10 protein-coding genes and 2 riboswitches are annotated in these 13370 nt (G+C 70.2%); of the genes, 1 reads left to right on the forward strand and 9 read right to left on the reverse strand.

The window, feature by feature from the left end; genetic code table 11:
- Positions 1–44: 44 nt before the first annotated feature.
- The 9 genes from WS87_RS01685 to WS87_RS01725 all read right to left on the reverse strand — a co-directional run bounded on the left by WS87_RS01685 (position 45) and on the right by WS87_RS01725 (position 12411).
- Entirely contained in the window at positions 45–1139 is a 1095-nt protein-coding gene (locus tag WS87_RS01685; protein WP_059816443.1) for a glycosyltransferase family 9 protein, read from the reverse strand.
- Complete coding sequence (locus WS87_RS01690) at positions 1136–2839, reverse strand: thiamine pyrophosphate-binding protein (RefSeq protein ID WP_059816447.1); 1704 nt, start codon at positions 2837–2839, stop codon at positions 1136–1138. Before WS87_RS01690 ends, WS87_RS01685 begins: the two co-directional genes overlap by 4 nt.
- A gap of 138 nt (positions 2840–2977) precedes the next feature.
- On the reverse strand, positions 2978–4366 hold the full coding sequence (locus tag WS87_RS01695; RefSeq protein WP_059816452.1) for an L-serine ammonia-lyase: 1389 nt from the start codon (positions 4364–4366) through the stop codon (positions 2978–2980).
- A 30-nt stretch (positions 4367–4396) separates the two neighbouring features.
- The gene (locus WS87_RS01700) at positions 4397–5533 is read right to left on the reverse strand and encodes an alginate lyase family protein (RefSeq protein ID WP_059816455.1); all 1137 of its coding nucleotides are present in this window, start codon (positions 5531–5533) and stop codon (positions 4397–4399) included.
- A gap of 151 nt (positions 5534–5684) precedes the next feature.
- On the reverse strand, positions 5685–8612 hold the full coding sequence (gcvP, locus tag WS87_RS01705; RefSeq protein ID WP_059816460.1) for an aminomethyl-transferring glycine dehydrogenase: 2928 nt from the start codon (positions 8610–8612) through the stop codon (positions 5685–5687).
- 61 nt (positions 8613–8673) lie between these two features.
- Entirely contained in the window at positions 8674–9054 is a 381-nt protein-coding gene (gene gcvH, locus WS87_RS01710; RefSeq protein WP_057926424.1) for a glycine cleavage system protein GcvH, read from the reverse strand.
- A gap of 127 nt (positions 9055–9181) precedes the next feature.
- Positions 9182–10300, reverse strand: coding sequence for a glycine cleavage system aminomethyltransferase GcvT (gene gcvT, locus WS87_RS01715; protein WP_059816463.1), 1119 nt, complete (start codon positions 10298–10300; stop codon positions 9182–9184).
- A gap of 84 nt (positions 10301–10384) precedes the next feature.
- A riboswitch (glycine riboswitch) is annotated at positions 10385–10518 on the reverse strand.
- A 32-nt stretch (positions 10519–10550) separates the two neighbouring features.
- Positions 10551–10655: riboswitch (glycine riboswitch) on the reverse strand.
- 123 nt (positions 10656–10778) lie between these two features.
- Positions 10779–11147: a hypothetical protein gene (locus tag WS87_RS01720; RefSeq protein WP_059531112.1), complete on the reverse strand. Its 369-nt coding sequence runs from the start codon at positions 11145–11147 to the stop codon at positions 10779–10781.
- A gap of 211 nt (positions 11148–11358) precedes the next feature.
- Complete coding sequence (locus WS87_RS01725) at positions 11359–12411, reverse strand: oxidoreductase (RefSeq protein ID WP_059816466.1); 1053 nt, start codon at positions 12409–12411, stop codon at positions 11359–11361.
- A 245-nt stretch (positions 12412–12656) separates the two neighbouring features.
- On the opposite strand from WS87_RS01725, the gene WS87_RS01730 reads away from it, so the two are divergent.
- Positions 12657–13364: an SGNH/GDSL hydrolase family protein gene (locus WS87_RS01730; protein WP_059816469.1), complete on the forward strand. Its 708-nt coding sequence runs from the start codon at positions 12657–12659 to the stop codon at positions 13362–13364.
- Positions 13365–13370 lie beyond the last annotated feature (6 nt).

Genomic DNA, 13370 nt, shown 5'->3' on the forward strand with positions numbered 1-13370 from the left:
TGGCTGCCGCTGCACGCCCGATCTTTCGGGCGATTTTCGTTTTTCTACACGGACGTAGCCGCCGCGTCGCGCGGCGCAGGCCACGGCACGGCATCCCAGTCGATCGCCCGGTATGCGGCTTCGACCGCCGCGAGATCGTCCGGTCGCTCGCTGCGATGCAGCCCGTGCAATTCGGCCGGCACGTCGAGCGCGACCGGCACGCAGCGCGGATAGTCGCGCACGCGCAGCACCGGGCCGATCGTCGTGAAACAGCCGAGCGTCGGCACGTCGAAGCCGTCGGCGAGATGCAGCGCGGACGTATCGGGCGCGAACAGCACGCTCGCCCCCTTGACCCAGGCAATGAAGCGAGCGGTGTCGGCCGCGTCGCGGCTCACGTCGACGTAGGCGGGATGCGCGACCGGACCGAAGCCGACCACCGGCAGCCCGTAACGCTGCGCGAGTCGCTCGACGAACGTCGCGTGCAGCGCCGGCGGCACGCTGCGCACCGCGGTGCTCGCGGTCGGGCAGAACAGCACGTATGGCCGCCGCCATTCGGCCGGCAGCGCGGGCAGCCGCAGCCGCGCGAGCCAGCGGTTGCGCTTCGCGGCGGGCGGCACCGTGGCCGGATCGGCGCCGAGTGCGTCCAGGAAGAAGTCGATCATCGGCTGCCGTGCGAACGCGGGCCAATACAGGTGATTGCCGAGATCGACGCACGGCGCGTGCGCGGGCAGCGCATCGGCGGCGCACGGCAGCGCGCGCGACGGCGCGACGACGTCGGCCGCGAGCGCATACAACGCGTCGACGTAGCGCGGCGCGCGGGCCGGCCGGAACAGCGTGAAGCGCAGGCCGGGATGCATCGCGCGCAGCGCGGCGAGCGCGGTCAGCCCGATCACCGAGTCGCCGAGCGTGACGCCCATTCCGTTGATCACGTGCACGTCCGTCGTGCGGTCGTAGTCGAGCCGGAACGGCTGGTGCGCGGCGTGCAGCAGGCCGAGCGCCGGGGCGGCCGGCACGTGATCCTCCGCGGGGCCGCCGCCGTGCTCGAGATCGTACGGTGCGACGAGCGTGCCGTCGGGCGCGAGCAGCGTGCCGGGGTGGGCGAGCGCGTCGTCGCGCGACAGCGCGAGGCCGGCCGTTGCGGTGCGCAGTTCCACGGTCATGCGCCGCGCGCGCGGCGGCCCTGTTCGCGGATCTGCTCGAGCGTCGCGGCCGGCGTGCTGGCGTCCTGCGGGATGCGGATCTCGATCAGCGCCGGCAGCCCGCAGGTCAATGCGCGCTCCAGCGCGGGCGCGAAGTCGGCGGTGCGCTCGACCGTCTCGCCATGCGCGCCGAACGCGCGCGCATACGCGGCGAAATCGGGATTCGTGAGCCCGGTACCGTGCACGCGCCCAGGATAGTTGCGCTCCTGATGCATGCGGATTGTGCCGAAATGCCCGTTGTTGACGACGATTGCGACGATGTTCAGCCCGTACTGCATCGCGGTCGCGAGTTCGTTGCCGGCCATCATGAAGCAGCCGTCGCCGGCGAGCGCGACGACGGCGCGCGACGGATACAGCGACTTCGCGGCGAGCGCGGCGGGCAGTCCGTAGCCCATCGCGCCGCTGGTCGGCGCGAGCTGCGAGCGGAAGTGCCGGTACGCGAAGTGGCGATGCAGCCAGATCGCGTAGTTGCCGGCGCCGTTGGTCAGGATCGCGTCGTGCGGCAGGCGCTCGCGCAGCTGCACCATCACGTCGCCGAGCTGGACGTCGCCGGGCATCGGCAGCGGCGCATGCCATTCGCGGTATGCACGGTGCGCGTCGGCGGCCGTGCCGGCCCACGCGGGGTGCACCGGCGGTTCGAGCGCGGCGAGCGGCGCCGCGATCTCCGGCATCCCCGACACGATCGGCAGATCGGCCGCATACACGCGGCCGAGCTCGTCCGCGCCCTGGTGCACGTGGATCAGCGTCTGGCGCGTCTTCGGGATGTCGAGCAGCGTATAGCCGCCGGTCGTCGCTTCGCCCAGGCGCGGGCCGAGCACCAGCAGCAGGTCGGCGTCGCGGATCCGCTTGCCGAGCGCGGGATTGATCCCGAGACCGACGTCGCCCGCGTAGTTCGGGTGCGCGTTGTCGAAGGTGTCCTGGAAGCGGAACGCGCATGCGACCGGCAGTTGCCAGCGCTCGACGAAGGTGCGCAGGTTCGCGCATGCGTCGGGTGTCCAGCCGCTGCCGCCGACGATCGCGAACGGCCGCTCGGCGCGCGCGAGCCGTTCGCGCAGCTCGTCGACCTGCGCGGCCGACGGCGACGCCGCGACCCGCTTCGCGGCCGGCACGACGGGCTGCGGCGCGCAGGCTTCGGACAGCACGTCCTCGGGCAGCGCGAGCACGACCGGACCGGGCCGCCCGGACGTCGCGACGTGAAATGCGTGACTCAGGTATTCGGGAATGCGGCGTGGGTCGTCGATCTGCGCGACCCATTTCGCCATCTGGCCGAACATCCGGCGATAGTCGATTTCCTGGAAGGCTTCGCGGTCGAGGTGCTCGCGCGCGCACTGGCCGACGAACAGGATCATCGGCGTCGAGTCCTGGAACGCGGTGTGCACGCCGATCGACGCGTGGGTCGCGCCGGGTCCGCGCGTGACGAACGCGATGCCGGGATGGCCGGTCAGCTTGCCGACCGCCTCCGCCATGTTCGCGGCGGCCGCCTCGTGGCGGCAGACGACCGTCTGGATGCGCGCGGTGTCGTCCGCCAGCGCATCGAGTACGGCGAGGAAGCTCTCGCCCGGCACGCAGAACACGCGTTCGACGTGATTGGCGAGCAACGCATCGACGAGCAGTCGCGCGCCGGAAGTGGCGCGCGGCTCGAGATCCTTGGAATGCGACATGGGCTGCCGTCTCCCTGGGTAGCGGGAGCTACAGCTTACGCCTGTCGGCGGGGCGCCGGTGCGCCGGCCGGCGAAAAGTGTCGGAACGAGCGGGGCGGTGGCGCGCCCCGGCGCGTGCGCCCGCCCGCCGTCACCGCATCAGCATTCGACGATATTCACCGCCAGCCCGCCGCGCGACGTTTCCTTGTACTTCGTCTTCATGTCGGCGCCCGTTTCGCGCATCGTCTTGATCACCGAGTCGAGCGACACGTAATGCGAGCCGTCGCCGCGCAGCGCCATGCGCGCCGCGTTGACGGCCTTCACCGATGCCATCGCGTTGCGCTCGATGCATGGGATCTGCACCATTCCGCCGACGGGGTCGCAGGTGAGGCCGAGGTTGTGCTCCATCCCGATCTCGGCCGCGTTCTCGACCTGCTGCGGCGTGCCGCCGAGCACGGCCGCGAGCGCGCCGGCCGCCATCGAACACGCGACGCCCACTTCGCCCTGGCAGCCGACTTCCGCACCGGAGATCGACGCGTTGAGCTTGTACAGAATGCCGATCGCGGCGGCCGTCAGCAGGAAGTCGATCACGCCCTGCTCGTTCGCGCCCGGAGTGAAGCGCGTGTAGTAATGCAGCACGGCGGGGATGATGCCGGCCGCGCCGTTGGTCGGCGCGGTGACGACGCGGCCGCCGGCCGCGTTTTCCTCGTTGACCGCGATCGCGTACAGGTTGATCCAGTCGATCATCGACAGCGGATCCTGCAGCGCACGCTCCGGGCTGCCCGTCAGCGTGCGGTACAGCTGCGGCGCGCGGCGCTTGACCTGGAACGGGCCGGGCAGGTTGCCGTCGGCTTCCGGGTTGCCGATCCCGCAGCCGCGCGACACGCACGACTGCATCACGGCCCAGATCTTCAGCAGCCCGTCGCGCGTCTCTTCCTCGGTGTGCCACGCGCGCTCGTTTTCCCACATCAGCTGCGCGATCGACTTGCCGGTCGACTCGGCCAGCGCGAGCAGCTCGGCGCCGGTGCGGAACGGATGCGTCATCTGCTCGGCCGCGCTCAGCACCTTCGTGTTCGGCGCGCCGGCCGTCACGACGAAGCCGCCGCCGACCGACAGGTAAGTGCGCTCGACCAGCACCGCGCCGTTCGCGTCGGACGCGCGCAGCTTCATGCCGTTCGGGTGCTCGGGCAGCGCCTGGCGGTAGAACGCGATGTTCTCCTTCAGCACGAACGGCACCGGATGCGTGCCGAGCAGCGCGAGCTTCTTCGACTTGCGGACGTCCTCCAGACGCGCGTCGATCGTGTCGGGATCGACGGTGTCGGGCGCGTCGCCGAGCAGGCCGAGCATCACGCCGCGATCGGTGCCGTGGCCCTTGCCGGTGGCGCCGAGCGAGCCGTACAGCTCGACCTTCACGTTGGCCGTCGCGTCGAGCAGCCCGTCGCGCTCGAGGCCCTGGACGAACATCAGCGCCGCGCGCATCGGTCCGACCGTATGCGAACTGGACGGGCCGATGCCGATCTTGAAGAGGTCAAACACGCTGCCTGCCATTTCGATTCCTGCCTTGCTTTGAGAATAGTGCTAACGCGCCTGCAATGGCAGGCACGCGGCGAGCCATGCGGGCGGATTGGGGGAAAGCTGCCGCGCGACGCGGGCATAACGCCCGTCGAGCCGCGCGGCCAGATGAAAGAGTTCAGTGGCGTTTTTCGGGTCCCACTGCCCCGTGTAGCCCGGCAAGCCGGCTTCGCGGCGCTTCGCGTCGAACGGCACCGGCGAATTCACGAATTCCTCGTGCGTCTTTTCGCCGAGCGCGTACGGCACGAGCCAGTCGAGCGCGACCGCGAGCGTCGCGCCGTTCGCGCCGCGCTCGCGCAGCCAGTTGCGGTTGAAGCGGCGCGCGGCCAGCGCGGCCGTCACCAGCGGCTGGAGGTCGTACACCGCGTAGTGCAGCGCGTCGCGTTCCTCGAAATCCCAGGTCTTGCCGTCCGGGCCGATGTTGTCGGCGAGATGCTCGACGAACAGCCGCTGCGCGGCGTTCATCATCTTGCGGTCGCCGAGCGTGAACGCGGACAGCGCGACCAGCTTGATCCGGTGGCTTTGCCAGTTGTTGCGCCAGGTGCCGGCGAGCGGGCGCTTCTGCGCGTCGATCTGCGCGACGTAACCGGCGCCCAGCTTCGCGATGAACGCCGCCGTCGCGTTGCGCGTCTTGACCGGCAGCGCGCTCGCCGTCATGTCGTACGCGACGATCAGGCTGTCGAAGCGCGTCTCGTCGATCGGGTTGAAGCTCGGCTGGTAGGTCGACACCCACGCGGACAGGAAGCGGTCGACGAGCTGCAGGTAACGCGGCGCATTGGTCACGCGCCACGCGAGCGCGGCGTCGCGCATCAGCTCCATGTCCTTGAGCGCGTCGGCGCTCTGGTCATAGATGCCTTCGTGCGGCAGCGTGCCTTCGGTGTGCACGCGCGCCAACGCCTTCGGCTGCTCGCCGATACGCGCGTCGACGCTGCGGATCAGCGCCTGCACGCCCGGCTCGGCCTGCGTCGTCTCGCTCGCCTGCAACGCGGGCGCCGCGCAGAAATTCATCGCCGCGCGCGCGCTGCCCGCCGCGCCGAGGCCGGCAGCGGCAAACGACAGCGACGCGACGAGCAGCGGCACGAAGCGGCGCGTGCGCGGCCGCTCCTGCGTTGCACCATGGCCCGGAAACATCGGACGCACCATGCGGAACTCCTTGATTGGCTGGATCGCGTGTGATGTTAGCCGGATTGGGGGGCGAGCGTGAATCGATCGGGCCGGCGGAGAACGCAAAAACCGCACGCAACCGGCGGTTGCGTGCGGTGTGGTCACGGCCGGACTCCGGTGCGCGCGGGCGTTATGCGTATTCCGACATCGGCACGCACGAGCAGAACAGGTTGCGGTCGCCGTAGGCGTTGTCCGCACGGCCGACGGGCGGCCAGTACTTGTTCGTGCCGAGCGATGCGACCGGGTACGCGGCCTGCTCGCGCGAGTACGCGTGCGGCCATTCGTTCGCGGTGACGACGGCTGCCGTGTGCGGCGCGTGACGCAGCGGGTTGTCCTCGCGGTCGGCGCGGCCTTCCTCGACCGCACGGATCTCATCGCGGATCGCGATCATCGCGGCGATGAAGCGGTCGAGTTCTTCCTGCGATTCCGATTCGGTCGGCTCGACCATCAGCGTGCCCGGCACCGGGAAGCTCATCGTCGGCGCGTGGAAGCCGTAGTCCATCAGGCGCTTCGCGACGTCGTCGACGCTGATGCCGCTGGTTTCCTTGAGCGGACGCAGGTCGAGAATGCACTCGTGCGCGACCAGCCCGCCCGGGCCCGAATACAGCACCGGGTAGTGCGGCGCGAGGCGCTTCGCGATGTAGTTCGCGTTGAGGATCGCGGTTTCGGTGGCGGCGGTCAGGTTCTTCGCGCCCATCATCGCGATGTACATCCACGAGATCGGCAGGATCGACGCCGAGCCGTACGGTGCGGCCGACACCGCGCCGATGCCGTCTTCCGCGCGCGCGTAGCCGGTCGAACGCTGGTTCGGCAGGAACTTCGCGAGGTGCGCGCCGACCGCGACCGGGCCGACGCCCGGGCCGCCGCCGCCGTGCGGGATGCAGAAGGTCTTGTGCAGGTTCAGGTGCGACACGTCGCCGCCGAACTGGCCCGGCGCGGTCAGGCCGACCATCGCGTTCATGTTCGCGCCGTCGACGTACACCTGGCCGCCGTGCGCGTGCACGATCTCGCAGATTTCGCGGACGTTCTGCTCGAACACGCCGTGCGTCGACGGATACGTGATCATGATCGCCGCGAGATCGTTCGCGTGCTGCTCGGCCTTCGCCTTCAGGTCGGCGATGTCGACGTTGCCCTGCGCGTCGCAGGCGACGACCACGACCTTCATGCCGGCCATGTGCGCGGACGCCGGGTTCGTGCCGTGCGCGGATGCCGGGATCAGGCACACGTCGCGATGCGCTTCGCCGCGCGACGCGTGGTACGCGTGGATGATCAGCAGGCCCGCGTATTCGCCCTGCGAGCCGGCGTTCGGCTGCAGCGACACGGCCGCGTAGCCGGTGGCCGCGACGAGCATCTGCTCGAGCTGGTCGATCATCTCGCGGTAGCCGACGGTCTGCTCGGCCGGCGCGAACGGGTGGATCCGGCCGAATTCGGGCCACGTGACCGGCAGCATTTCCGACGTCGCGTTCAGCTTCATCGTGCACGAGCCGAGCGGGATCATCGAGCGGTCGAGCGCGAGATCCTTGTCCGACAGGCTGCGCAGGTAGCGCAGCATTTCGGTTTCGGAATGGTGGCGGTTGAAGACGTGGTGCGTCAGATAGGCGCTCGTGCGTTCGAGGCCGGCCGGCAGCGCGGCGACGCCGGCGAGGCCCGCGTCCAGCGCGTCGACGCCCGGTGCGGTGCCGCCCGCGGCCTGCGCGAACACGGCGAGGAGATCGGCGAGGTCGTCGCGGGTCGTCGTTTCGTCGACCGACACGCCGACTTGCGTGTCGCTCACGCGGCGCAGGTTGATGCGCTTGGCCTTCGCGAATTCATGGACCTGCGCGGTGCGCGCGCCGGTGTCGATCGTCAGCGTGTCGAAGAACGTGTCGTTGACGGTCGCGAAGCCGAGCTGCTTCACGCCGGCGGCGAACAGCGCCGCGATGCGGTTCACGCGCAGCGCGATCGTCTTCAGGCCGTGCGGGCCGTGGTAGACCGCGTACATGCTCGCCATGATCGCGAGCAGCGCCTGCGCGGTACACACGTTCGACGTCGCCTTCTCGCGGCGGATGTGCTGTTCGCGGGTCTGCAGCGCGAGACGCAGCGCGGGCTTGCCCTGCGCGTCGACGGTCACGCCGACGAGGCGGCCCGGCATCTGGCGCTTGAATTCGTCGCGCACGGCCATGTAGGCGGCGTGCGGGCCGCCGAAGCCCATCGGCACGCCGAAGCGCTGCGTGTTGCCGACCGCGACGTCCGCGCCCCATTCGCCGGGCGGCGTCAGCACGGTCAGCGCGAGCAGGTCGGCCGCGACGACGACATGGCCGCCCGCCGCGTGGATCGCTTCGGTGAGCGCGCGGTAGTCGCGCACGTCGCCGTTCACGCCCGGATACTGGAGCAGCACGCCGAACGCGTTGGCGTGCGCGGCGTCGGCCGCCGGGCCCGTCTTGACCTCGATGCCGATCGGCAGCGCGCGCGTGCGGATTACTTCAAGGGTTTGCGGCAGCACGTCGTCGGCGACGTAGAACACGTTCGACGCCGGCTTGCCGGTGCGCTGCAGCAGCGTCATCGCTTCGGCCGCGGCCGTTGCTTCATCGAGCAGCGATGCGTTCGAGATCGCGAGGCCCGTGAGGTCGGCGACCATCTGCTGGAAGTTCAGGAGCGCCTCGAGGCGACCCTGGGAAATTTCGGGCTGGTACGGCGTGTAGGCCGTGTACCACGCCGGGTTTTCGAGCACGTTGCGCAGGATCACGGCCGGCGTGTGCGTGTCGTGGTAACCCTGACCGATATACGAGCGGAACACCTGGTTCTTGTCCGCGAGGGCGCGCAGCGCGGCGAGGGCTTCGGCCTCGCTCTTCGGTTGCGCGAACGGGCCGAGCGGCAGCGTTTCGGCGCGGCGGATCGAGGCCGGGATCACGGCGTCGATCAGGGCGGCGCGCGACGCGAAGCCGAGCGTGTCGAGCATGGCCTGCTGGCTGGCGGCGTCGGGGCCGATGTGGCGTTCTGCGAACGCGTCGTGCGTTTCGAGCGCGGCGAGCGAGAGGGGCGTGCGGTTCATCAGGCGGTCCGGGTGTTCGAGCTTCATGGCGTGACTCTGGTCCCGCGCGGGCCGGCTGGCCGGCCCCGCGCGGTTCGGGTAGGGAAAATTAGTCGATCAGCTTGCTGTAGGCGTCAGCGTCGATCAGCTTGTCGGTCGAGGCGCCGGCCGCGAGCTTGATCTTGAAGAGCCACGTGCCGTATGCGTCGCTGTTCACTTCTTCCGGCGAGTCGGCGGCTTCTTCGTTGATGGCGACGACCTCGCCGGACACCGGCGAGTAGATGTCGGATGCCGCCTTCACCGATTCGACGACGCCGACGGCGTCGCCCGCGTTCACCGACTTGCCGACTTGCGGCAGTTCGAGGAAGACGATGTCGCCGAGCGTGCTCTGTGCGTGATCGGTGATGCCGACCGTCAGCGTGCCGTCGGCTTCGGTGCGGATCCACTCGTGTTCGTCGGTGTACTTCAGATCGGCCGGGACGTTGCTCATCGGATGCTCCTGGATAAAAGGGTGTGTTCGTTATGCTGGCGCGCCGCCGGGGCGCGCCGGGGTGTGGTTGCGCCGGGCGCCATTTCCCGGCTTCCCGGGAGGCGGCCTCCCGGTCGCCTCTCGGTCGTTACGCAGCGAGGACCTTGCCGTTGCGCACGAACGGCAGTTTTACCACGCGCGCGGGAAGTTGCTTGTCACGAATCTGCACATGAATGATGTCGCCGACCTGGACGGCCGCCGGCACGCGCGCGAACGCGATCGATTCCTGCATCGACGGCGAGAACGTGCCGCTCGTGATCTCGCCTTCGCCGTGCGGCGTGACGACCTTCTGGTGCGCGCGCAGCACGCCGCCCGCCTTGCCGTTTTCCTTCTGCAGGATCAGGCCGACGAACGCGGCGCGCGAGCCGTCGCGCTCGAGCGCGGCGCGGCCGACGAACTCGCGCGGCGCCGACAGGTCGACCGTCCACGCGAGGCCCGCGTCGAGCGGGGACACGGTGTCGTCCATGTCCTGGCCGTACAGGTTCATGCCGGCCTCGAGGCGCAGCGTGTCGCGCGCGCCGAGCCCGCAGGGGCGCACGCCGTTTTGCTGCAGCGCGGCCCACAGCGCTTCGACGTGCACGGCCGGGACGATCACTTCGAAGCCGTCTTCGCCGGTGTAGCCGGTGCGCGCGATGGTGAGATCGCCGAACGGCGTGCCGGCGACCTGCGCGGCGTTGAACGGCTTCAGTTCGCTGGTCGCGGCACGCGCGGCGGGCACCGTCGTCCAGACCTTTTCACGGGCGTTCGGGCCCTGAACGGCGACGATCGCGAATTCGCGGCGCGGCGCGATGGTCAGGCCGTAGCCGCCTTGTTCGTTGAGCTGGTTGAACCACGCGATGTCCTTCTCGGCCGTGCCGGCGTTGACGACGACGCGGAAGAAGTCTTCGGTGAAGTAATAGACGATCAGGTCGTCGACGACGCCGCCCTGCGGATTGAGCAGGCACGAGTAGAGCGCCTTGCCGGGGGTCTTGAGCTTGCCGACGTTGTTGGCGATCGCGTGTTCGAAGAACGCGCGCACGCGGCTGCCGGTGAAATCGACGACGCACATGTGCGACACGTCGAACATGCCGGCGTCGGTGCGCACGGCTTCGTGTTCTTCGATCTGCGAGCCGTAGTTGACGGGCATGTCCCAGCCGCCGAAGTCGACCATGCGGGCATTGAGCGCGCGGTGCGCGGCGTTGAGCGGGGTTTGATTCAGTGCAGTCATCGAGGCCTCAGGCAAGGCGCTTGCGCGCGGGTCAGAACGGCCATGTGCCGACCGTCGCGGCCGTGTGCCTGCGAGCGATGCGATACATGCCCCTCTGTCCTCGATACCTGAGAGATTGCGCCGCGGCCACGAGCCGGCGAACGCGCGCCCCTTCGGTGGGCAGCCTGCCCGCGCTGCAATCGCGCAGCGGGCTACTGCCGCTCTCCAGAGTGCGGGGAGTGCGGCCCGCGCGATGCGCGGACGGGATTCCCCGACGCGGTCGGTCCTTTTGCCTGAGAGTTTGCGGGTGTGCCCCTTCGGCGGCGCGACCGGCGTTGCGAAGCTACGCGGTCACACGCTCTCCCGACGCGTGCGGGCGACTGTACGCGAGCGGGTCGGCATTGTCAATTTGAGCAAAATAATGTCGCTTCGCGACAAGCGACGGCGTGAGGGACGCCGCCGCTTTTGCCGGCACCGGCGGACGCCGGCATGGCCGGTATTACTCGCCGATCGCGCGCGCGGCCGTGTCGAGTTCCTGGTTCAGCACGCGCTGCTCGTCGCCGGACAGGCCGCCGTTGTGCTGGGTCGACATGTCGCTCGCTTCCTGGCGGATCACGTCGAGCCGGTGGTGCAACTGCGCGCCGTACGGCGGCGGGTAGTAGCCGCCGTTGACGCGCGCGTCGATCCGGCGGTGCAGGTTGTCGATCCGGCCCTGGACCTCCAGCAGGCGATCATTCGCGACGACCTGCGGATTCGGCCGCGGCGGGGGCGGGGGCGCCTGTCGGGCCGGCCGCTGCGGCTGCACGACACAGGCCGCGAGCGAGGAAACCAGGACGCAGCATGCCGCTGCGCGAATCAACCGTTGCATCACATTCTCCTGACGGTTTGGTGTCGGATCGACTTTTTGAGAAACGCATCAGACCGGGAGACCGCTGACTTTCGTTCCCGCACCATTTGTAACGGAATGTTCGGGACCGTGTTGTCGCGGCGGCTGACGCGTGGTCGCTGCCGCTGCCGGGGGGCGGCGCGGCGCGACGCGATGGCCGAGGCCGGGACGGCACCGACCCGGCCGGCGGCCGTCAGACGGTGCGGCGCACGAACGGTACCCGGCGGCCTTCATGCTCGCTTTGCGCGGCGAGTTCGATGATCGTCATCACGTCGACGGCGTCCTGCGGCGTGACCGGGAACGGCGCGCCGTCGTGGACCGACGCGGCGAGCGCGCGGTAGAACTCCGCGTACTGGCCGTCGAGCGTCGGCACCGGCCGCTCGACCTCGACTTCGCCGTCGAGCACGCGCAGCACGCCGGGCGGGTTGCCGCCGCCGAACTCGACGTGGTCCGGCGTCAGGCCGGCCTTCAACTGGTCTTCCTGCGTGTCGAGCCCGAACTTCTGGTAGCTGCCGCGCGTGCCGTGCAGCGTGAAGCGCGCGGGCTCGATCGCCGACAGCGCGCTCGCGTGCAGCGCGACGTCCTTGTCCGGATAGCCGAGCAGCAGGTGCACGAAATCGGGCGCCGTGCCGTTGTCGCGGCGCGTCTTGACCGTGGCGTTGACCGTTTCCGGCAGCCCGAACAGCGCGAGCGCCTGGTCGATCAGGTGCGGGCCGAGGTCGAGCAGCAGGCCGCCGCCGCGTGCGGGCTCCTCGCGCCAGCGCGTGCGCGGGATCGGCCGGAAGCGGTCGAAGTGCGACGCGAAATACGTGAGCCGGCCGAGTTCACGGGATTCGACGATGCGCCGCACGGTGAGGAAGTCGCCGTCCCAGCGGCGATTGTGGAACGGCGCGAACAGGCGGCTGCGCGCGTTCGCGAGCCGCGCGAGCGCGAGCGCTTCGTCGGCCGTGAGCGTGACGGGCTTGTCGACGACGACGTGGCGGCCGGCTTCGAGCACCTGGCGGGCGAGCGTGAAGTGCGTGTCGTTCGGCGTGGCGATCACCACGCAGTCGATGTCGTCGAGGCCGAGCAGCGTGTCGAGATCGGGGACGATGCGTGCGCCCGGGTATGCGGCGCGCGCGCGATCGGGTTGGCCCGTCGCGATCGCGGCGATCTCGGTGCGGCCGCTCGTGGCGATCACGGGCGCGTGGAACGTCGCGCCGGCGAAACCGAAACCCATCAAACCAATCCTGAGCAATGACGACATGGCAATCCTTGGCTGCGTACGAGGGGGCAAAGCGTTGCGGCCACCGGCCGCGCGGACGGCTATTGTGGCACGGCGGCACGCGCGCGAGCGGGCGTTGGCCGAACGGACAGGGAGCCGGTGCGCATGCGCATGAATGACCTCGGCCGAATGGCGGGATCGCGCCCGCCGGCGCGCGAATCCGACACAATGGGGACCGTTCCGGCGCGTCCCGCGTCGCCTGCTTGCCCCGTTACCGGATCGAAACCATGGGATATCCGCTTGCCACCGCCGCCCTGGGTCCGTTGCTGCTGATGCAGGGGCGGCGCGTGCGCCGCGTCACGCCGCGGCTCGCCGAGGCGGCCGGTCCGCGCGACGGCACGGCTGGCGACGGGCCGCCGCTGCGCGTGCTGGTGCTGGGCGATTCGGCCGCCGCGGGCGTCGGTGTCGCGTCGCAGCGCGACGCGCTGTCGGGGCAGCTCGCCCGCGCGCTTGCGGCATCGCACCGCGTAAGCTGGAAATTGCTGGCGCGCACGGGGCTGACCGCCGAGGAGCTCGTCGACTGGCTTGCCGCCGAGCCGGCGCAGCCGTTCGATGTGGCGGTGACGTCGCTCGGCGTGAACGACGTGACGGGCGGCGTGTCGCCGGCGCGCTGGCGCGCCGCGCAGGCGGCGCTCGTCGAGCTGCTCGCCGCGCGATTCGGGGTCGCGCACGTGATCCTGTCGGCAGTGCCGCCGATCGAGCGCTTTCCGGCGCTGCCGCAGCCCCTCGCGTGGTATCTCGGCCTGCGCGCCAAGCGGCTCAACGCGACGCTCGCCGAGTGGGCCGCGACGCAGCCGCGCTGCACGTTCCTGCGCGTCGCGCTGCCGCTCGAGCCGCACCTGATGGCGGCGGACGGCTTTCATCCCGGCGCGGCCGCGTGCGCCGCGTGGGCCGCACAGGCCGCCGACGCGCTCAGGCAGCGCCTGCGCGCGTGACGGCGC

Source organism: Burkholderia sp. MSMB0856, assembly GCF_001524645.2.
GTDB classification, from domain to species: Bacteria; Pseudomonadota; Gammaproteobacteria; order Burkholderiales; family Burkholderiaceae; genus Burkholderia; species Burkholderia diffusa.

What these genes read in the sequence shown, in the direction of transcription:
- WS87_RS01730 (WP_059816469.1), top strand. Translation starts at nt 12,657, where the DNA reads ATGGGATATCCGCTTGCCACCGCCGCCCTGGGTCCGTTGCTGCTGATG.
- WS87_RS01695 (WP_059816452.1), bottom strand. Translation starts at nt 4,366, where the DNA reads ATGGCAGGCAGCGTGTTTGACCTCTTCAAGATCGGCATCGGCCCGTCC.
- WS87_RS01700 (WP_059816455.1), bottom strand. Translation starts at nt 5,533, where the DNA reads ATGGTGCGTCCGATGTTTCCGGGCCATGGTGCAACGCAGGAGCGGCCG.
- gcvT (WP_059816463.1), bottom strand. Translation starts at nt 10,300, where the DNA reads ATGACTGCACTGAATCAAACCCCGCTCAACGCCGCGCACCGCGCGCTC.
- WS87_RS01685 (WP_059816443.1), bottom strand. Translation starts at nt 1,139, where the DNA reads ATGACCGTGGAACTGCGCACCGCAACGGCCGGCCTCGCGCTGTCGCGC.
- WS87_RS01725 (WP_059816466.1), bottom strand. Translation starts at nt 12,411, where the DNA reads ATGTCGTCATTGCTCAGGATTGGTTTGATGGGTTTCGGTTTCGCCGGC.
- WS87_RS01690 (WP_059816447.1), bottom strand. Translation starts at nt 2,839, where the DNA reads ATGTCGCATTCCAAGGATCTCGAGCCGCGCGCCACTTCCGGCGCGCGA.
- gcvH (WP_057926424.1), bottom strand. Translation starts at nt 9,054, where the DNA reads ATGAGCAACGTCCCGGCCGATCTGAAGTACACCGACGAACACGAGTGG.
- WS87_RS01720 (WP_059531112.1), bottom strand. Translation starts at nt 11,147, where the DNA reads ATGCAACGGTTGATTCGCGCAGCGGCATGCTGCGTCCTGGTTTCCTCG.
- gcvP (WP_059816460.1), bottom strand. Translation starts at nt 8,612, where the DNA reads ATGAAGCTCGAACACCCGGACCGCCTGATGAACCGCACGCCCCTCTCG.